The organism is Armatimonadota bacterium, from assembly GCA_016789105.1.
GTDB lineage: Bacteria > Armatimonadota > Fimbriimonadia > Fimbriimonadales > Fimbriimonadaceae > UphvI-Ar2.
In genome coordinates this window covers 107,845-127,230 of sequence record JAEURN010000011.1, presented here as the reverse complement: position 1 = coordinate 127,230, position 19,386 = coordinate 107,845, and the positions used below count along the sequence as shown (strand labels likewise).

The following is a 19,386-nucleotide window of genomic DNA, read 5'->3' as shown; positions in this document are numbered from 1 at the left end:
AGAGCCTGGATGTGCAGACGTCTGCGGCGGGGGCGGTTTCCGCTTCTCGGGTTTACGATGCGTTCGGCAACGACCTGAGCTCTTCGGGCTCTTGGGCTTCTCGGTTTGCTTATGCCGGGGGGTTCGGCTACCAGCAGGATCTGGACACCGGGCTCAAACTGCTCGGCCACCGGTATTACGGCTCCTCAACCGGCCGGTTCTTGACAAGGGATCCCGCCAAAGCCGCCCGCTAAGAAACCCGGTAATCATGCAGAGACCAACGCCCACCAGAATCCCGATCTAAAAGCCATACCCAAGGATGGGTGAGGCAAAGGATGGCCAAACGCAACCTCAAAGTGGTCCGGCTCATAGAACCCGAGCTCTGCTTGGAATGCCGGTTCGCAAAAACGGCAGAAGTCGAACTGGAAGACGGAACCTTCCAGCGGATGATCCATTGCCGAAGGCTCGATTGCGACAATTGGGATTACCAATCCGCAGAACCCGCCAAACAGATCCTGGACGAAGACCAGGCGGCCTAGGCGCGATTCGCCCGGAAACTCCCGCAACGGCTCCCCTGTTCCTAATCTAGGTGGGATCAAAAACCGAGCCGAAGCACCGGGTCTCCCGGCGCAACATCCTGAAAGGAGCCGCCAGCTTGATTGGCGGGTTAGGCGTCTATGCAACCCAAGTCGAACCCAATTGGCTCGAGGCCACCCACACCCGAATCCCCATCAAGAACCTGCCAAAGCCGTTCCACGGTTACCGCATAGCCCTGGCCAGCGATACCCACTACCCCGAATGGAACGAGCCCGGATACATGGGCCGAGCTGGGGAAATGATCCAAAGCCTCAAACCCGATCTGGTGTGCGTCCCCGGCGATTTGGCCGACGAATGCGGCCGGGGCCGGATCGATTTCCGCAAGATCTTCGACTTGTGGACAGCCCCAGATGGACAGGTCTGCACCCTGGGGAACCACGACCACTGGTGTGGGGCCGAGGAGGTCACACGGCAAATCAGGGATCACACGCCGTTCACAATCATCGACAACGACCGGATCATCGTGGAACGGGGCGGCGAGGCAATCTGTATCGCCGGTGTAGGTGATTACACCGATGGGATTGTCGATGCCGAAAAATCCCTGGGCAACCTCGATCCTGAAATGCCCCGGATCCTGCTTAGTCACAACCCCGACCTTGCCCACGATTTCCCCGATGGCTACCGGGTTGACCTCCAGCTCAGCGGGCATATGCACGGCGGCCAAATCAACCTATTTGGCCACGCCATGGGCACACCCAGCAAATATGGCCAAAAGTTTGTGCGGGGGCTCGTCCAGGGCCGCAAGAACCTGGTCTATGTCACCCGGGGCCTCACGCGGTGGAGCCTGCACATGCGGCTCGGCTCAAGGCCCGAAGTCTCGCTGATCGAACTTGTGCCGCAAGATGCGTGAGAATCGGCCCCGGCCGGCGAATCTTGACGATTTCATCCGGTAGAACACCGTACAATGATTTGTATGGCACGTCCCTTTGCCGCATTCTTTGCCGCCTGTGTGCTGTTGGCCGGATGCTCCGGTGGCGCACCCGATACCACCGAGGTCTCCGTCAAGCCGGATAGCCTCCCCGGGAAAAAGGTGGAAGGCAAACTCAAAGTCGCCCTGCTCACTCCCGCCAGCGTCAACGACAGCGGGTGGAGCGCCATCGCCTACCATGGGCTCATGGCCGTTAAAGACAAAGACTCGGCCGAAGTCAACCAAGAAGTCACCAAAGACGCCAATATTAAAGATGCCATGCGCAACTATGCGCAGAACGGCTACAACCTGGTCATCGGCCACGGGTTTGAATACAATGCCCCCGCCTTGGAAGTGGCAAAAGATTTCCCCGACACCGTTTTTGTCACCAGCGGGGGGGCCGGCACGGCCAACAACGTCGGCGCAATCCGATTCTATTTGGAAGAAGGGTTCTACCTCGCCGGCATGATCGCCGGGAAGTTGAGCAAAACCGGTAAGGTCGGCATGATTGGCGGCCCCGATGTCCCCAGCATCCGGTCTACGTTCAAAGCCTTTGCCGCCGGAGCCAAAGAATCCAACCCCGCAATCGTTGTCATCGAAAAGTTCACCGGCAAAAACGACGATGTCGCGGCGGCCCAGCAGGCCACGCTTCAAGCCATCGATGAAGGTGCTGACGTCCTGATCCACCAAACCAACAGCGGCGTCAGTGGATTCGTCAAAGCCTGCGAAGAACGCAAAGTTTGGTGCTTTGGCGCCAACGAAGACCAAAATAAACTCAGCAAGCAGTTCATCGCTTCCGCCATTGTCAAAGTCGATGAGCCGTTCATCGACTTGGCCCAAAGGGTCAAAGACGGGACGTACAAAGGTGCGGTGGAACTTGTCGGCATGAAGCAGGGTGGGGTGGATTTCATCTTCAATCCCGTCAACGCCTCGATCCTCCCGGCCGGCCTCAAGGAAACCATCACCGAACGACAACTGCAAATGGTCGAAGGTGTGTTCAAAGCACCAAAGGACGAGTTCTAACGGGCCGCAATGGCCGGAATGCTTTCCGTCCAGGGCATTTGCAAAACCTATGGCCCGGTGCGGGCCCTCAGCCAGGTTTCGGCTGAGTTCCGCCCCGGGGAGGTGCATGCCGTACTCGGCGAGAACGGGGCCGGCAAATCGACCCTCATGGGGGTGCTGGCCGGGTTTGTCACCCCAGATTCCGGAGTCGCCGCTTTGGATGGCCGCCCGTTGCCATTCGGCAAACCGTTCGCAATCCGCGAACTGGGCATCCGCATGGTGCACCAGCACTTTATGCTTGTGCCCCAACTCACGGTTCTCGAAAATCTGGTGCTGGCCCAAGTGGCAGGGGGGCTCGGACCGGTGCCCTCCGGGCAAACCGGGGAATCGGCCCGCCAAAAAGCCAAAGAACTTGGTTGGGAAATCGACCTTGATGCATTCGCCGGAGACCTCCCCGTGGGGGCCCAGCAAAGGGTGGAGATCCTCAAAGCCCTTTCCGGCCAGTCCGATGTCCTCATCTTGGATGAACCGACGGCCGTGCTCAGCCCCGATGAAGCCGAAGAACTTTTCGCCGTCCTGCGCCGGCTCAAGGCCGAAGGGCGCTCGGTCATCCTTATCGCCCATAAACTCAGCGAAGTCATGTCGGTGGCCGACCGGGTCACGGTTCTGAGGAAAGGGGTGGTGGTGGCCTCGTGCCCAATCTCGGAGACAAGCCCGGGCCAACTTGCTGAATGGATGGTCGGTGGATTGCCGCCACGGGGGGAAGCGACAACTTCAAAACCTTGGGGAGAAGCGGCTGCCGGAGCCGAATCCGTCCGAATTAGGGATGACCGGGGGGCTTTGGTTGTCGATGGGGCCACCCTTTCCGTGCGTCGGGGAGAGATCCTGGGTATCGGCGGGGTCGATGGCAACGGACAGGTTGAATTGGCCGAGTGTTTGGCCGGGGTCCGCAAACCGGAATCGGGAACTGTTTTGAGGCCACAACGGACTGCCTACATCCCGCAAGACCGGCAAAGCGACGGGCTCGCAATGGCCCTCAGCATCGAAGAAAACCTCCTCATTGGGGGAGTGCCCCAAGGCGTTTGCGCAGGGCCGTTCCTCCTGCCAGGCCGCGTCCGCGCCCATGCCGAGGGCCTTGTTTCAGAATTCCAGGTCAAGGCAGGCTCTCCCGCCGATCCCGTCTCCAGCTTAAGCGGAGGGAATCAACAAAAAGTGGTCGTGGCGCGAACCTTGGGGCGGCAACCCGATTTCGTCGTCGCCGTCAACCCGACGCGTGGGCTGGACATCAAGGCAACCAGCTATGTCCATTCGCGTCTCAAAGAAGCCGCCGCCCGGGGAGCCGCCGTCATCTTGTTTTCGACCGATCTGGAGGAGCTGGCCGAGGTTGCCGACAGCTGCCAATTCATGAGCCGCGGGATCCTGGGTGAGCAGTTCCTAGGTGAAGCCACGTGAAGGGCCTGATCCAGTCGGTCGCCGTTTTCTTGGGCATGGCGGCTGCCATAGCGGTCACCTTGGCGGTGTTCGGCGTCGATGTGGGGCAGGGGCTCGGATACTTGTGGCAGGGGGCGGCCGTCGGCCCGGTCGCCATCGGCAGGACCTTGGTCAAAGCAACCCCGCTGGCCCTTTGCGGACTGGGGATCGTCGTGGCATGGCGGGCTGGGATGTACAACATCGGCGGGGAAGGCCAGTACGTATTCGGCGGCATCGGAGGTGCGGCCTGCGCCAAGATTTTGGCCGGGGTCAGCCCCGGGGGATTGTCACCCCTCCTCTTGGCTTCCGGGACTTTGCTCGGGGCAGGGGTGGGGGCATTTGCGGGGTGGCTCCATGTCAAAAGAGGGGTCCAGGTCGTCATCTCCACCATCCTCATGAACTTCTTGGCCCTCTTCACTCTGGAGTGGGTGATCCGAGGCCCGCTGCAAGAGGCGAAGAGGCAGGTCTTTGTCACCGACCCGTTGCCAAACGCCGCCATGTTGATGCGGTTCGACCGGCAATCGGACCTGCACGTCGGCGTGTTTGCGACCCTCGCCGCAGCCACGGGGGTCTGGCTCTATCTATGGCACACTCGCGCCGGGTTGGATTTGCGGGTGGTGGGCGGGGCCCCCCGGGCCGCCCGGGCCAACCACATCGATGTCGGCCGGATCCAAATCGGGGCGATGGCCCTTAGCGGGGGACTGTGCGGCCTAGCCGGCGCCATCGACTACGTCGGCGTCACGGGCCGTCTTGCCGACGGGTTCAGCCAGAACTGGGGTTTCATCGCGATCCCGGTCGCTTTGCTTGGCGGGCTCAACCCGTGGGGAGTCCTTGCCAGCAGCCTCTATTTCGGCGGGCTCTTTGCTGGATCCGATGTGCTCAAACGGTTCACGCCGATCGGGAACTCGCTGGTTCCTGCGATCCAAGGACTCGCCGTGCTCGCATTCATCGGCGTGAACGCCGTGTTCTCCCGTCATCAGACCCGGTCAGGAGAGGTGGAATGAATCCGGCCTTAATCATCTTGAGGGTCATCCAGTTCACGGCCCCGACTTGCTTTGCCGCGATCGGGGAAACGGTGGGGCAGCGGTCGGGAGTCCTCAACATCGGCCTGGAAGGGACGATGCTGACGGCCAGTTTTGTGGCGGTATCAGCGAGTGCCGCCTCTGGGTCGCCCTGGGTTGGATTGCTAGCCGCCGTCCTTGCCGCCCTGGCATTGACGATGGCCCAAGCTTATTTCACGGTTGTTCTGGCCACGGATCAGGTCGTCGCCGGCACCGCCGTCAACCTTTTTGGGTTGGGATTGACCGGAACCCTTTACGATCTGGCCACCGCGCAGGGTCGCCAATTGAGCCAGGTGCCCGGCTTTCCGAAAGTGGCCGGGATCATCGATCCCGTCCTTCTAGTTTTGCCGGTTATGGCAGCCGCTGCCTACTGGCTCTTGTTCCGAACCCAAACCGGGTTGGCCATGCGGGCCGCTGGCGAATACCCGCCAGCGGTCGAAAGCGCGGGATTTTCGGCCATCCGACTCCGCCTGCTTGGCCAAGCGTTCTGTGGCACTTGCGCCGGGCTGTCCGGTGCCTACCTAACCTTGGGGATCTCCCAAAGCTTTGTCCAAAACATGACATCCGGGCGGGGATTCATCGCGATTGCGCTCGTGACTTTCGGCCGGTGGAAGCCTGGTTGGGTGGTGGCGGCGTCCATGCTCGTCGGATTCCTCGAATGGCTCCAATATTCGGTGCAGGGCAAGTCCCCCGTTCCAATCCAGTTCTTTTTGGCATTGCCTTACCTGGCTGCGTTGGCGGTCCTGATCGTGGTCGGCAAAGGGACCAAACAACCCCAAAGCCTCGGGATACCCTTCCGGAGGGATGCCTGAAATGGTGACACTCACCCGCAAAGTCTCGTTTTCCAGCGGGCACCGCTATTGGCTCAAAGGCAAATCCGAAGCGGAGAATCGATCCCTTTTCGGGGCATGGGCTTCGCCGTTCAACCATGGGCACAACTACGTCCTGTGGGTTTCGGCCGGGGGGCCCGTCGATCCCCAAAACGGGATGGTCGTCAACATCAAGTGGATCGATGACGTCCTTCAAGAAAGGGTTGTCGACGCCTTTGACCAAAAGTCGATCAACGACGAGATCCCCGAATTCGCGAGCCGCGCTCCCAGCCTGGAAAACCTACTGCTCTACTTCCGCGACCGACTGCAAGGCTTGCCGGGTGGGGTCGAAACCACCGCCCTGAAACTTGAAGAAACGCCCCTCCTCTATGGCGAGTGGCACAAAGCAAACGACATGTTGACAATCACCCGCACCTATGAATTCGCCGCTGCTCACCGGCTAGATGTCCCTGATCTGAGCCGCGAAGAAAACCTCCGGCTTTTTGGCAAGTGCAACAACCCCAACGGCCACGGCCACAACTATGTGTTGGAAGTGACCGTCAGCGGTACCCCTGATGAGGCCACCGGGATGATGCTCGACCTGAGCGAGTTGGATGCCGTCTGCGGAACAGAGGTCGTCGACCGATACGACCACCGGAATCTTGACCAAGACATCCCCGAATTCGCCGGCAAAAACACGACCAGCGAGGTCGTCGCCCAGGAAATCTTTAACCGCTTGGACGGCAAAGTCCCCGGAACCCTGCAACGGGTGAGACTCCTGGAAACCGCAAGGAATGTGTTTGAGGTGGCAAGGTGAAACAAGTCCTTATCACCGGGGCCAGCAGTGGAATCGGGGCGGAAACGGCAATCCTGTTGGCCGAGCACGGCTATGAACTCATCTTGACCGCTCGGCGGGATCACTTGCTGAGGGAATTGGCCCTGAAATGCGAAGAGTTGGGCGCGCTCCGGGCCGACGCCATCGCCGGCGACATCCTGGATGTGGCCGTCAACCCCCGGCTTGCCGACCTGCTGAAAGGGGAAGGTGAGATCGTCTTGGTTAACAACGCGGGGGTCGCCGAAGGAGGAGGCTACGCCGAATCGGATTGGACGGGAATTGAAAAGCAGATGGCCACCAACCTCCTCGGCCCGATGGCGGTGACCCGAGCCGTTCTCCCTTCCATGCTGGCGGCCGGCCGGGGGCTCATCGTCAACGTTGCCAGCATCGCCGCCCGCACGGTGTTCCCAGGATCGGCCGTTTACTCCGCCTCCAAAGCCGGGCTTGTCCAATTCGGCGCCTGCATCCGTGAGGAGTACCGGCGACATGGGATCCGAGTCACCAATATTCTCCCCGGCGCAACCGACACGCCGATTTGGGGGGGAGATACCGGCCAGGGCCCTCCCCGGGAAAAGATGCTCCGCGCCCGCGCCGTGGCCGACGCCATCGCCTGGGTTGTCGCGCTGCACCCGGATCGCGTCGTTGAGGAGATGACGGTCACCCCTCCGGATGGGGTTTTGTAAAGGCACTGGCATCGCCAATGGCACACTCAAGGTTGTGGATTTCAGCTTCCGCTGGAAGGTTGAAAGGACTGTGTCGTAACCCCTCCCGACCGCACCGCGGCCAGCCTCCCAACTTCGTCATCCCGGCAAACGCCGAGACCCAGCCCGCATCAGGCGAGCATAAGGTGCATTTGACGACTCATGTTTGCAGACCCCGGATCAATTCCGGGGCGACGAACCTCGAAAAATAAGTTCCCTCCCCAAGTTTGCAGAGGGGTAGGGAGGGGTTGTTGATTTCTTGTCCTGCTCGCCAAGCTTGGGTCGGAGACCTGGACGACTCTCCGCCAAGAAACGAAGCATGCGGTGAGTTCAAAAACCAAGACATTGTGCCTGCCTGCCGTGTAAGATAGGCCCACCTATGGACTACACGGCGGAAAGCGGCAACTGGGGCGCGGCCAAAAAGTTCCGGCTCATCATCCGCGAACAGGGCCAAACCCGCGAAATGGGCGGCAACGAAATGAGCCTCGCCGTCGGGATTGTCGACAACATCATGATGAATGCGCTCGACACCGGCACGAGCGACATCCACCTCCAGCCCGAAAGGGATCAACTCCGCATCCGGTTCCGGCAAGACGGGCAACTTCAAGAAAATGGCCAACTTCCGCCCGAACAGGCGACCAACGTGCTGGCCCGGCTCAAGCTTTCTGCCGGAATGCGCATCGACGAACAGCGCGAACCCCAAGACGGCCGTATCGACATGGAATACAACGGTCGCCGGCTTAGCGCCCGTGCCAGCTGCATCCCCAGCCTCAACGGCGAAAAGTTCGTGATGAGGCTCCTCGACCCACAAGCTATGCGGGTCGACTTGGAAGACCTTGGGATGCAACCCGAAACCGAAGCCAAATGGCGGGAAGCCATCCAAGTCCCCTATGGGCTCATTCTCGTCACCGGGCCGACCGGGAGCGGGAAAACATCCACGCTCTACGCCTCGCTTAACCAACTCGACAGCAAACACCGCAACGTCGTGACGGTCGAAGATCCCATCGAATATGAATTTGATGCGAACATCGCCCAGGTCCAGGTGACCGAGAAAAACCCGTTCCCCCGGGTGATGCGCGCCTTTCTCCGGCAAGACCCTGACGTCATGATGGTCGGCGAAATCCGCGACCCCGAATCGCTCAAAATCGCCATCCAGGCCGGCCTCACCGGACACTTGGTGCTCAGCACGCTCCACACCAACAATGCCCTGGAAGCCATCGGTCGCATGGTTGACATGGGGGCGGAGTGGTACCTCATCTCCGGGGTCACCGTCGCTATCATGGCCCAGCGGCTCGTCCGCAAGAATTGCCCCAAATGCACAGAGCCGTTCCCCTATGGACGGGACGAATTGGAACAAATCGGCATTACGGCAAACGACATGCCGAATGCGACCCTCAAAAAGGGCAAAGGGTGCGACAACTGCCGAGGCAGCGGCTTTAAGGGCAGGATGGGGATATTTGAACTTGTCACGGGGACCCGCGACTTCAAACAGGCCATCACCCACCATGCCGACTATCCCGAACTGCTGAAAGTCGCCCGGGAACAAGGCTTTTACACCATGATTGAAGACGGCCGGCGCAAAGTCCTGCAAGGATTGACCACTCCCGAAGAAGTCGCCAAGGCCGTTCTCACGCAGGCCCTCGATTGATGCCGGGTAGCCCGGACAAGACACCATGACCGACCAACCAAAACGAAAAAGCCCAATCCTCATCACCGGGGTCTTGGCACTTGCCACACTCGGCGCCGTCTTCGGCACAAAAGGCGTCCAGGGTTACCTGGAGTACCAACAGCATTTCGGCACGCCCGCCGCCACTGTTGACCAACGCATCGCCAAATTGGCAAAGCTGGGCGCGCCCACCGTTGGCGAAACCCAAGACTTCCACAATGCCGAGTTGATCGGCCACTACCAAACCGCCAAATGGAAGGAACCGCGCGTGGGCGACGAAACGCCGGAAATCGCCAAAACGGTCTTGGCAGACCAAGCGGAATGGGGCAAGTTGGCCGCATTGGCCGCCGCACCGGCAAAAACCGGGATCCCCGGCCCTGACGACTTTTTGATGAAGCGCAATGCCGTTGCTTCCAAGCGCACTGCTGGCTCCCTGCGCGTGTTCATCAACCAATCGATTGCCGACGGCCGCTTGGAAGATGCCGTCAGGGCCATGGAAATGCTTTCCGGACTCCAGCAGGCCGTGGTTCCCGAACCATGCGAAGCCAGTTTCATCTATTGGTTCGGAATCAATGCCGACATGATGCGCAACATGGCCGACCTTTCTGAAAAGCCAGGGCTCACCGAAAGCCAACGTGCCCGGCTGAAAAAACTGGTCGACCCCGATCTGCCGGTCATGCCGCTTAAATCGATCCTCGTCCGGTACAGCCAGGAAATGATGGTGTTTTCGGCGCACCTCGCCGACGCCACACAAGAAGAAAAGGACACCCTCGACTTCATGACCCAACGGCAGTTCCCCGACCTCAAGCAAAAGGATATGGCGGCCGCCATCCGGGGGCAACTGGCGCAAACATTCATCGACGTCTTGGAAAAAATCGACTTCACGGAACCACCCGAGACCTTGGGGGTGAAGATCGATGACATGATCGAAGCCCACCAGAAAAAGGGCGAAAAGATCGACTCTTACTATTTGGTCTCGGCCGTCCCGGCGAGATTCGAACAGTTTGGCCGGATGACGGCAAGGATCCTCGAAGCCCGGGCCGTCATGAATGTGATCCTCGACCGGTCGTTCTCGCTGGGTACTAAAGAGGTCACGGTTGCAGGTTTCCCCCAAAAGGTTGTTGTGGATACCGAAAAGGGCCGGACAACAGTCGTGTGCAAAGGCATCGACCGGCACGGCTATTACAAAAACCAGAACGGCCTTGAAATCAGCCAGGAACTCGGCGTCCGCTACTTCGTTCCGGCCAATGAGGCTTCACAAGGTGGGGCCAACTAGTCGAGTCAACATATGGTCAACCCACATTCCAGCAACCTAACAGCCCGGTTTTACACCGCCACGGGGGGCCGGTGAGCCAACCGGAACGCAAGCGAAAGCCTGTCTTGATCGGCGGGCTCATCGTCTTGGGCGTCCTCAGCCTTGTGCTCGGGGGCCGATACCTCAAGCAATACCTGGACTACCAAGATGCCATCGGCTTGCCGGATTCGACCCTTGAGCAACGGATCGATAAACTCGGCAAGCTCGGGGCCAGCTTGGAAGGGCAACCCCACGAATTCTACAAAGACGAGTTCATCACCCAATATGCAAAAACGCCGTGGATCCATGCCCGCGACAGCATTGCCGAAACACCCGAAATCGCCGGCATAGTGCTTGCCGACCCAACCCAGAAGGAACTCCTGGCCAAACAGGCCGCCGATGTGGCCGAACCAAAACTCCCGAGTTACAACGATTTCTTGAACAAACGGAAGTCCATGGCCTCTAAGCGGGTCACGAGTTCCCTCCGGAGTTATGCCTTGCTAGCCATCCAAGAGGGCCGGCTGGAAGATGCCGTCGCCAGCATTGAGATGATGTCCAGCATCCAACAGGCGGTTGTCCGCGAGCCGTCCGAAGCCGCGATCGTTTTCTGGTACGGCGTCAATGCAGACCTCCTCAGGCTTGCCGGAGATCTGGTGGAAAACCCTAAATTGACCCCAGACCTCAAAGATCGCCTCCTGGCCGTTGTCTCGCCCGAACTTCCGGTGATGTCGTTGAAGCCTGTCGTTGTCCGCTATGCCCAAGAACTCATGCAGCTTGGGCGCCAACTCCCTGATGTCAGCAAAGAAGACATGTCGGTCATCGAAGTCGCGACTATGGAGCGGGATATGCCCAAGTTCTCCAAAACGCAAACCAAAAGGGCGATCCAAGGCCGGCTGGCCCAAGTTTTTATCGATATCTTGGAGCAATCCGACTTTTCGGAGGAACACGAAGTCCTTGGCAAAAAAATCGATAAGATCATCCTAGATCGGCAAAAAGCCGGAAGGAAAATCGAAACCGACTACCTTGTCGATGCAATCCCCTACAAATTCGAGCAATTCGGTCGGATGACCGTCCGGATCCTTCAAGCCCGCGCCGTCTTGAATGTCCTGCTGACAGAAGGCCTTAAACCAGGGTCGAAAACAATTCAGATGGCCGGATTCCCCCAAACGGTCAACGTCGAAATCAAAGGCGGCAAGGCCATCGCAACCTGTAAATCGGTCGACCGCGAAGGCTTTTACACCAAGGAACAAGGGTTGGAGATCAACCAAGACCTGGGGATCCGGTACGTCTCCCCGCCAAAAACCTCCAACTGAAGGCGCAATGCCGAGTAAGGTTGAAAGCAATGCAACAGATGACCAAGGCTGAACGACTATCTGCTGAAAGATTCTCCAAACTGGCGTTGCCGATGGGTGCCGCCGCCGTGCTGGGATTGGCTCTGTTGGCTAAGGCCGGATCAGTCCCATCTTTTGGTGAACTGGCCCTGGACCCGGTGCGGTTCGGATTCGCGTTGCTGTTGGTTGCCGCCGCCGGATTGCGCCAAAAATTTGGGATCAGCCTTGGACTTGCCGCCTTGGGGGCGGCCTCCGTCGGCGGGGCCATGATCCAGGAACGGTTTTCCGGATTTGGGCTTCTCCCAATTGGTGTGGCGTTCACGGCCTTTGCCGTTATGGTCTTCACTGTTTCTAGTGGGAAGATGGCCGCCTCCAAACTGGCAGGTTTTGCGGCCTGTTTGGTATTCGCCCCGTTTTTTTAACCCGGCGGTAGACTCCCAGCCATGATCCCGGCCCTGTTGGCATTCAGCCTTTTGGCGCAAACCCCGACTGTCCCAACTGGTGAGCCGGAAGTCATCGGCCAAATCACTATCCGCGACGAGACGGTCACTGAAAGCTCGGGTCTCGCCGCAAGCCGGCGTTACAAAAACGTCTTTTACACCCACAACGATAGCGGGGATACCGCCCGGTTTTTCCGGTTCGACAACACCGGAATCGTCACGGCCGTTTTCCGGCTCGAAGGCGTCCAGGCCGTGGATTGGGAAGACATGGAGCTCCAACGGGTCGACGGTACCGACTACATCTATCTGGCTGATACCGGCGACAATGCGCGGCAACGGAACCAAGTGTTTGTCCACCGGATTCCCGAACCGGGGATCGACGAGGGGAACTCCCTGCTCAAGCCCGAAACATTCACTTTAACCTACCCGGATCGAAAGAACGATTGCGAATGTCTGCTCGTCGATCCCGCGACGGGCGCGATTTGGCTGGTGACCAAAGCCCGGGATCAAAAGACCAGCGTCTACGTCTGCCGGGAACCGAAGGCGGGCCGGGTGCAAACCTTGGAGCTGGTCAAAGACGACATGAAAGTCAACACGGGAATGCTGGGCGGCACCCTCGTGACGGCGGGAGATGTGAGCCAAGACGGAAAATCCGTCGTGCTCAAAACCTATGCCGGCGGTTACATCTTTTCCGCCAAGGGCCGATTCGATTCTTGGGTCAACTCCGTCCCCATCCCCGTCCAGTTTCCCCTGGAAAAACAGGGCGAAGGCGTGTGTTTCACTCCCGACGGGTCGGTGCTGATGACCTGCAGCGAGGGGTCGCCGTGCCCCGTTTCTGCAATCCGGACTCCAAAACACTAGGTCCGGCAACTTGGCCCAAACCGGGTTGAAAACGAACCCTTTTGGCCCAGGTGCCTGGGGGAAAGTCCCCCCGCAACCCGACAACCAGGAGGGTATAAACCCAAAGCCGTCGCCACGGAGCGGCACGCAAGAGGCAAAACCAAATGCGGAAACTGATCATAACAAGCGTCCTCGGCCTGGCCGTCCTGATGGCCTCCCCGATGAGCGCAATCGCCGGCCAAGATACCGGCCGGACATCAAAGACCGACGTCAAAACCGAAGTCATCCCCTTTCAAACCAAGTACATCTTCAACCGGGATATGGCCCCGGGCCGGGTCAAACTCGCTGCTAAGGGTGTTGAAGGCAAGAAGACAACAACCGTCACCACCTTTTTCGAAAACGGGAAAGTCGTCGACAAAAATGTCGAAACCACGACCGAGGAACCGAAGGATGAAGTGTTCCATATGGGCCGGAGCGGTTTTACCGAATCCGATCGGGGGTCGTTCACCCGCTCCAAAGTCATCACTATGGAGTCCACGGCCTACCTGCCGACCGATGGCAGCGGCACCGGCCGCACGGCCAGCGGCATCAAAGCCAAGTACGGGATCGTCGCCGTTGACCCCAAAGTCATCCCCATCGGAACCCTCGTCTTTGTCGAAGGCTATGGCCTTGCCCTCGCCGCAGACACCGGCGGAGCCATCAAAGGGAATAAAATCGACGTGTGCCTCGAAAGCCGGAGCAAGTGCAGCCAATGGGGCCGACGCAAGGTGAAGGTTCACATCTTCACCGACCGGCACACGGTCGGGATGGCGAAACGGTACCGCTCCTAAGCCACCTCAACCGATTCGACCTCAAACCAGACAAAAAGCTTGGCCAACATTGGCTGACCTCAGACAAGGCCGTCCGCCAAATCATCGATGCGGCAGACGGCCTTGCTGGCGTTTTAGAGGTCGGCCCCGGACCGGGAATCTTGACCCGCGCCCTGGCCCCGGGCCGCAAGGTTGTGGCCATTGACCTCGACCCCCGTATGGTCGAAGCCGCCGCTGCGTTCGCGCCCGGGGCGGATGTCCGGCTCCTTGATGCGTTGCAAGCCGATTGGATGGGAATCTTGGAGGGGCTGCCGCATCCCAGGGGGATTGTTTCCAACATGCCCTACAACATCACCGGGCCCCTGCTTGCCAAAGCCGCAGAATGCCAACCAAGGATCGACCGGGCGGTGCTCATGATGCAACGCGAGGTGGGCGAAAAGCTCATAGCCCCCGCGGGAGACCGGCGGCGGGGCGCCGTGAGCGTGGTCTTCCAGAGGCTCTTCACGGTCTCCCGGGTTTGCCTGGTTCCCCCTGGCGCATTCCTCCCGCCGCCAAAGGTTGAAAGCATCGTGCTCCGGTTCGTTCCTCGCTTGCCCTCCCATGAGGGTGTGTTCGCTTTGGTTCGCCAAGGGTTCTCCCATCCCCGCAAAACCTTAGCCAACAATCTGGCGGCTTGGGGAAAAGACGTCGTCGCTGATGCCGCCGAGGGGCTCAGCCCCACGGTGCGTCCCCACGAACTGGCCGAGGAGGATTGGTTTGGACTCTACGAACGGCTCAATCGCTGACCTCGTTAAAACTGAGGCCCGAAGCCTTGGTTTCGACGTGGTTGGGATTTGCGACCCCTCGCCGCCAAGATCATTCACGGTTCTGGAAGATTGGGTCAAGGATGGCTTGCATGGCGAAATGGGATACATGGCCGAAAGCTTGATGCTCAGGGCGAGCCTGGAATCGGTCCTCCCCGGCGTGCGGAGCGTTATCGCCGTCGGACTCAATTATTGCCAGGAGCCCCCAGCCGGAGACGTGCGGGTCGCCCGCTATGCGTTGGGACGCGATTACCACAAAGTCATGCGGCGCAAGCTCAAAGCCTTGGCCCGTAACCTGGAGCCGCACGTCCCAGGCGCCCAGTGGCGGCCCTGCGTAGATTCCGCCCCGGTCATGGAGCGAGAATATGCCAACCGGGCTGGCTTGGGATGGTTTGGCAAAAACACCTGCCTCATCGATTCGAAGCGGGGGAGTTGGTTCCTGATCGGCATTCTGCTAACCACGGCCGCCTTGCCGACAGATCACCCGGCAATTGGGGGGTGCGGCACCTGCACCGCCTGCATCGATGCCTGCCCGACCGGTGCAATTGTCAACCGTGCTGGAGTTTGGCAGGTCGATGCGCGCCGGTGCATCAGCTACCTCACCATTGAAAAACGAGGGGAATTCACACCGGAGCAGGCGGAAATGGTCGGGGATTGGACGTTCGGTTGCGACATCTGCCAGGAGGTCTGCCCGTTCAACCAACCGCGCGATAGCCAGCCCTTGCGTGCCGAAAAAACCCGGGAACCGGACTTCCTCGACCGGAGAGATTTCGGGACACTGCAAAACATCTTGCACATGCAGCGACCCGGATGGGAATCCCTTACCGAAGGCAGTGCCGTCCGGCGCGCCGGGTTCGATGGCCTCAAACGCAATGCCGCCGCCAACCGGCGCAATCGTGGGCAAGAATGAATCGGTGCTGGCGGCCCCTCCGTCCCCATAGCTGAACCGTGACCATCCGCGAAGAAATTGAAGAGTGGGAACGGCGCAGCCTCTCGCCACGGGCCCAGCTTTCCGCCGAAAGTGCCGGACGGGCCCGATCCGAAGATCAGGATCCGGTTCGAACCTGCTTTCAGCGCGACCGAGACCGCATCCTCCACTCCAAGCCGTTCCGCCGGCTCAAACACAAGACCCAAGTCTTCATCGAGCCGGCAGGCGACCACTACCGCACCCGGCTCACCCACTCGCTCGAAGTCGCCCAAGTGGCTCGCACCGTCGCCCGTGCCCTCCGGTTGAACGAAGACCTTACCGAAGCCATCGCACTCGGACATGATGTGGGGCACACGCCGTTCGGCCATGCCGGCGAACAAGCCATCGACGAATGCCTTAAGGAGGTGTTTGCCGGCGGGGAAGGCACCCCCAAAGGGTTCACGCATTATGAACACAGCCTGCGCATCGTCGATGTCCTTGCCGATTTGAACCTCACCGCCGAGGTCCGGGCCGGGATCGGCGGGCACAGCAAGGGCCGCAAAGACCTTTCCGCATCCGATGGCGAGCAGACGTCTACGCTGGAAGCTGCGGTCGTGCGGATCAGCGACCGGATCGCCTATCTCAACCATGACCTAGACGATGCGCTCCGCAGCGGCTTGATCATAGAGATCCCCGACCGGTTCCTTGCCATCGGCGGCACCCATGGGCAACGGATCGGGGCGATGGTCCAAGACGTCGTGAACCAAAGCCGCGAACAGGATGCCATCACCCTCTCTCCAGGCATGTTGGACGCCATGAACGACCTCAAAGAATGGCTCTTTGTGAACGTCTACCTTCGCGAACCGCTGCCTATGGCCCAAGTGGTCAAGGCCAAACGGATCGTCCGGGAGCTCTTGGTGCACTTCTCCAAGCCAGGGAACCTGCCGCCGGGCTTTGAAGGGCTCCAAGGGGCCGTCGACTATGTTGCCGGCATGACAGACCGGTTCGCCATCAAAACGTACCAAGATATCTTTATCCCCACCGAATTCTCTGACATCGTCGCCCGGGTGCGCTGACCAAGAAGGGGGTCGATGGCTGCCCCCAAGGCGGGATGCTATAATCCCCCAATCCCCGTAGCCCCCGCATGGCCTCCCCGGTGAATCCTCCCGACGCAACCATCCCCGGATGGGACAGGGTGCTGGCGGCATTCGCCCAGCACTGGCCCGGCCAGGGCTGCGACAAACTTGAGGCCGCTTTGGCCCTGGCCCGGCTGGCTCACGAAGGGCAATTCCGCAAATCCGGCGAGATGTACATCATCCACCCGGTGGCCGTCGCCGCAACGGTTGCCGAGCTGGGGATGGATGCCGATTGCATCTGCGCCGCGCTCCTCCACGATGTGTTGGAAGACACGCCCGTCACCGCCGAAGATGTCGAAAGGGAGTTTGGCAAGGACGTCCGGCATATGACGGAAGGAGTCACCAAGCTCCAATCCCCGCGGCTCGCCGAATCGACCGAACGCCAAAGGAGCCGGGCTGAATCCACCCGCGCCGCCGAAAGCCTGCGCAAACTCCTCCTCGCCATGGCCGACGACTTCCGAGTCATGGTCATCAAACTGGCCGATCGGCTGCACAACATGCAAACCCTGGAATCCATGCAGCCGGAAAAGCAGGTTCGGATCGCCAACGAAACGTTGGAGGTCTATGCCCCCATTGCGGCAAGGTTGGGAATCTGGCAAGTCAAGTGGCAATTAGAAGACCTGGCCTTTAAAACCTTGCACCCAGACGAATTCCGCCAAATCAGCGAACGGGTGGCCAAATCAAGGTCGGAAAGGGAAGAAGATCTCAAAGTCGCCATTGACCAGCTTTCCGCCCTCCTGAAAGATAAGGGGCTCAACGACGCAAAAGTCGTTGGGCGTCCCAAACACTTGTTCAGCATTTTTAACAAACACGTCAAGCAGGGTGTCCCCTGGGATGAGATCCTGGACTTGATCGCAATCCGCGTCATTTGCGAGCAACAGCACGAATGCTATTTGGCGCTTGGGCTTGTCACCGAACTGTGGCAACCGATCCCCGGGCTCTTCACCGACTACATCCAAAATCCTAAGCCGAACGGATACAAAAGCCTGCACACCAAGGTTGTCGGACCAGGAGGCGAGCCGTTGGAAGTCCAGATTCGGACTCGGAAAATGCACGAAATCGCCGAGTTCGGCATCGCCGCGCACTGGACCTACAAGGAGGGCGCGGGCAAACCCGATGATGCCGCGGGCTTTGCCATGCTGAGAAAGCAGCTCTTTGACTTCGACACCGACAACGCATCCTCAAGCGACTTTTTGCGGTCGGTCAGCACCGACCTTTTCGCCGAACAGGTTTTTGCCTTCACGCCTACTGGCGACGTTGTTGATTTGCCGGCCGGATCCACGCCGATCGACTTTGCTTTTCGGGTTCACACCAGGCTGGGCGAACAGCTGGTCATGGCCAAGGTCAACGGCGCGGTCGTCCCGCTTGGAACTCAAATCAAAAATGGGGACGTGGTGGAAATCATCACCCGCAGCAACGCCCAGCCCAGCCTGGATTGGCTAGAGCACACCAAAAGCTCGCACACCCGGAGCAAAATCCGGGCTTACTTCCGCAAGCGCAACCGCGACGCCATCATCCAACGGGGGCGCGACGCCATCGAAAGGGAACTCAAAGCCCGCGGGATAGACGCCAAAAGGGCACTCTCCGACGACAACCTCAAAGAGATCGTCGCCAAAGTCAAAGACTGTCAAACCCCGATGGACGTTTTTGCGCGGGTTGGCGAGGGGTTGACGAGCGTCCAGTCCGTTGCCGACAAAATCGTGGCGAAGATCCGCGAGGCCGACCCCGCCCCGCAAGGCCCCGCCGCCCCGCAACAGGTCGAACCGACAGTTGTCACCGGCATCGACCAAGTTATGACCAAACGGGCCCGGTGCTGCGAGCCCGTTCCCGGAGAAGAAGTGGTCGGATTCGTGACCCGCGGCCGCGGCATCATGATCCACCGGCGGCTTTGCCCAAACGTCTTGGCCATGTCGGAAAAAGACCCCGAACGGATCACACCTATCAAATGGAAGCCCGACGGAAAATCCTATCCCGTCCACATTTCAATCACCTGCGTCAATCGCCAGGGATTGTTGATGGATATCGTCAGCATCTTTGGCGAAAGCAAGACCAACGTCACCGGGGCCCGCATCAAAACCTTGCCCAACAACACGGCCGAAATCCTGATCGGGATCGAAGTCGTCGACAACAAACACCTGCGCGAACTCATGACCATGATCGGTAATTTCGGGGATGTCATCTCTATCCTCCGCGTCCAAGCCCCAGGGGCGGTGAAATCCCGGTGAGGGCCGTTGTCCAACGCGTTTCCCGTGCCGAGGTTTCTGTCGGCGGGGAAGTGGTCGGCCGGTGCGGGCCAGGTTTGCTCGTTCTTTTGGCCGCCCATCGGCACAGCGTGGAACCCCAATCCCTTGACCTAGCAGACCGGGTAGCAGGCCTCCGGATCTTCTCCGATTCCACGGGCAAAATGAACCTGGCCCTTAAGGATCTGCCCGATTCCGGGGAACCACAGGTATTGGTCGTCAGCCAATTCACGCTCTACGCCGATGCTTACTCCTCGCGGCGGCCCAGCTTTACCGAATCCGCTGGATACGATCAAGGCAAAGCCCTTTACGAATCGTTCGTCCGGGCAATCAAACCCCTTGTGCGCGGAGTCCAAACCGGCGAATTCGGCGCCCACATGGAGGTATCGCTGGTCAACGACGGCCCGGTCACATTGGTCATCGACGCGCGATAGGACCAGCCACCGGGAGGGTATCATGGCGTTCCTCGGTTGCGCCGATGGTGGAATTGGTAGACACGCTACCTTGAGGTGGTAGTGCCCACAAAGCGTGAAGGTTCGAGTCCTTTTCGGCGCACCAA

The 19,386-nt window shown here is 59.7% G+C and carries 20 protein-coding genes and 1 tRNA gene; all 21 read left to right on the top strand.

What is annotated here, in order from left to right:
• Positions 1-233: RHS repeat-associated core domain-containing protein (locus tag JNM28_13470; GenBank protein MBL8069450.1), on the top strand; the 233-nt coding region annotated here is incomplete at its 5' end.
• A gap of 81 nt (positions 234-314) precedes the next feature.
• Complete coding sequence (locus JNM28_13465) at positions 315-518, top strand: hypothetical protein (GenBank protein ID MBL8069449.1); 204 nt, start codon at positions 315-317, stop codon at positions 516-518.
• Between the two features lie 50 nt (positions 519-568).
• Positions 569-1,426 (top strand): metallophosphoesterase, encoded by an 858-nt coding sequence (locus tag JNM28_13460; GenBank protein ID MBL8069448.1) that lies wholly within the window; start codon positions 569-571, stop codon positions 1,424-1,426.
• Between the two features lie 63 nt (positions 1,427-1,489).
• Positions 1,490-2,506 (top strand): BMP family protein, encoded by a 1,017-nt coding sequence (locus JNM28_13455; protein ID MBL8069447.1) that lies wholly within the window; start codon positions 1,490-1,492, stop codon positions 2,504-2,506.
• Between the two features lie 18 nt (positions 2,507-2,524).
• Complete coding sequence (locus JNM28_13450; protein MBL8069446.1) at positions 2,525-3,937, top strand: ABC transporter ATP-binding protein; 1,413 nt, start codon at positions 2,525-2,527, stop codon at positions 3,935-3,937.
• The gene (locus JNM28_13445) at positions 3,934-4,959 is read left to right on the top strand and encodes an ABC transporter permease (protein MBL8069445.1); all 1,026 of its coding nucleotides are present in this window, start codon (positions 3,934-3,936) and stop codon (positions 4,957-4,959) included. Before JNM28_13450 ends, JNM28_13445 begins: the two co-directional genes overlap by 4 nt.
• Positions 4,956-5,828, top strand: a complete 873-nt coding sequence (locus JNM28_13440; GenBank protein ID MBL8069444.1) for an ABC transporter permease — start codon at positions 4,956-4,958, stop codon at positions 5,826-5,828. The genes JNM28_13445 and JNM28_13440 overlap by 4 nt, the downstream gene beginning before the upstream one ends.
• Before the next feature lies 1 nt (position 5,829).
• Entirely contained in the window at positions 5,830-6,642 is an 813-nt protein-coding gene (locus tag JNM28_13435) for a 6-carboxytetrahydropterin synthase (protein MBL8069443.1), read from the top strand.
• The gene (locus JNM28_13430; protein ID MBL8069442.1) at positions 6,639-7,343 is read left to right on the top strand and encodes an SDR family NAD(P)-dependent oxidoreductase; all 705 of its coding nucleotides are present in this window, start codon (positions 6,639-6,641) and stop codon (positions 7,341-7,343) included. The genes JNM28_13435 and JNM28_13430 overlap by 4 nt, the downstream gene beginning before the upstream one ends.
• 397 nt (positions 7,344-7,740) lie before the next feature.
• On the top strand, positions 7,741-9,009 hold the full coding sequence (locus JNM28_13425) for a type II/IV secretion system protein (GenBank protein ID MBL8069441.1): 1,269 nt from the start codon (positions 7,741-7,743) through the stop codon (positions 9,007-9,009).
• Between the two features lie 25 nt (positions 9,010-9,034).
• The gene (locus JNM28_13420) at positions 9,035-10,303 is read left to right on the top strand and encodes a hypothetical protein (GenBank protein MBL8069440.1); all 1,269 of its coding nucleotides are present in this window, start codon (positions 9,035-9,037) and stop codon (positions 10,301-10,303) included.
• A 71-nt stretch (positions 10,304-10,374) separates the two neighbouring features.
• A complete protein-coding gene (locus JNM28_13415) occupies positions 10,375-11,634 on the top strand; it encodes a hypothetical protein (protein MBL8069439.1) in 1,260 nt (419 codons plus the stop codon).
• Between the two features lie 92 nt (positions 11,635-11,726).
• Complete coding sequence (locus JNM28_13410; GenBank protein ID MBL8069438.1) at positions 11,727-12,074, top strand: hypothetical protein; 348 nt, start codon at positions 11,727-11,729, stop codon at positions 12,072-12,074.
• A 21-nt stretch (positions 12,075-12,095) separates the two neighbouring features.
• Positions 12,096-12,953 carry a hypothetical protein gene (locus JNM28_13405; GenBank protein MBL8069437.1) on the top strand — a complete coding sequence of 286 codons (858 nt, stop codon included), beginning with the start codon at positions 12,096-12,098 and terminating at the stop codon, positions 12,951-12,953.
• A gap of 143 nt (positions 12,954-13,096) precedes the next feature.
• Entirely contained in the window at positions 13,097-13,762 is a 666-nt protein-coding gene (locus tag JNM28_13400; protein ID MBL8069436.1) for a G5 domain-containing protein, read from the top strand.
• The gene (rsmA, locus tag JNM28_13395) at positions 13,654-14,526 is read left to right on the top strand and encodes a ribosomal RNA small subunit methyltransferase A (GenBank protein ID MBL8069435.1); all 873 of its coding nucleotides are present in this window, start codon (positions 13,654-13,656) and stop codon (positions 14,524-14,526) included. Before JNM28_13400 ends, rsmA begins: the two co-directional genes overlap by 109 nt.
• A complete protein-coding gene (queG, locus tag JNM28_13390; protein MBL8069434.1) occupies positions 14,498-15,454 on the top strand; it encodes a tRNA epoxyqueuosine(34) reductase QueG in 957 nt (318 codons plus the stop codon). The genes rsmA and queG overlap by 29 nt, the downstream gene beginning before the upstream one ends.
• Before the next feature lie 38 nt (positions 15,455-15,492).
• The gene (locus tag JNM28_13385; GenBank protein MBL8069433.1) at positions 15,493-16,527 is read left to right on the top strand and encodes a deoxyguanosinetriphosphate triphosphohydrolase; all 1,035 of its coding nucleotides are present in this window, start codon (positions 15,493-15,495) and stop codon (positions 16,525-16,527) included.
• A gap of 80 nt (positions 16,528-16,607) precedes the next feature.
• Positions 16,608-18,812 carry a bifunctional (p)ppGpp synthetase/guanosine-3',5'-bis(diphosphate) 3'-pyrophosphohydrolase gene (locus JNM28_13380; GenBank protein MBL8069432.1) on the top strand — a complete coding sequence of 735 codons (2,205 nt, stop codon included), beginning with the start codon at positions 16,608-16,610 and terminating at the stop codon, positions 18,810-18,812.
• Positions 18,809-19,261 carry a D-tyrosyl-tRNA(Tyr) deacylase gene (locus JNM28_13375; protein MBL8069431.1) on the top strand — a complete coding sequence of 151 codons (453 nt, stop codon included), beginning with the start codon at positions 18,809-18,811 and terminating at the stop codon, positions 19,259-19,261. The genes JNM28_13380 and JNM28_13375 overlap by 4 nt, the downstream gene beginning before the upstream one ends.
• 38 nt (positions 19,262-19,299) lie before the next feature.
• Positions 19,300-19,385 (top strand) — tRNA-Leu (locus JNM28_13370).
• Position 19,386: the final 1 nt, after the last annotated feature.

Coding starts and splice junctions, on each gene's coding strand:
- JNM28_13435 (MBL8069443.1), top strand. CDS start 5,830: ATGGTGACACTCACCCGCAAAGTCTCGTTTTCCAGCGGGCACCGCTAT.
- JNM28_13450 (MBL8069446.1), top strand. CDS start 2,525: ATGCTTTCCGTCCAGGGCATTTGCAAAACCTATGGCCCGGTGCGGGCC.
- JNM28_13455 (MBL8069447.1), top strand. CDS start 1,490: ATGGCACGTCCCTTTGCCGCATTCTTTGCCGCCTGTGTGCTGTTGGCC.
- JNM28_13405 (MBL8069437.1), top strand. CDS start 12,096: ATGATCCCGGCCCTGTTGGCATTCAGCCTTTTGGCGCAAACCCCGACT.
- JNM28_13410 (MBL8069438.1), top strand. CDS start 11,727: ATGGGTGCCGCCGCCGTGCTGGGATTGGCTCTGTTGGCTAAGGCCGGA.
- JNM28_13425 (MBL8069441.1), top strand. CDS start 7,741: ATGGACTACACGGCGGAAAGCGGCAACTGGGGCGCGGCCAAAAAGTTC.
- JNM28_13420 (MBL8069440.1), top strand. CDS start 9,035: ATGACCGACCAACCAAAACGAAAAAGCCCAATCCTCATCACCGGGGTC.
- JNM28_13440 (MBL8069444.1), top strand. CDS start 4,956: ATGAATCCGGCCTTAATCATCTTGAGGGTCATCCAGTTCACGGCCCCG.
- JNM28_13465 (MBL8069449.1), top strand. CDS start 315: ATGGCCAAACGCAACCTCAAAGTGGTCCGGCTCATAGAACCCGAGCTC.
- JNM28_13400 (MBL8069436.1), top strand. CDS start 13,097: ATGCGGAAACTGATCATAACAAGCGTCCTCGGCCTGGCCGTCCTGATG.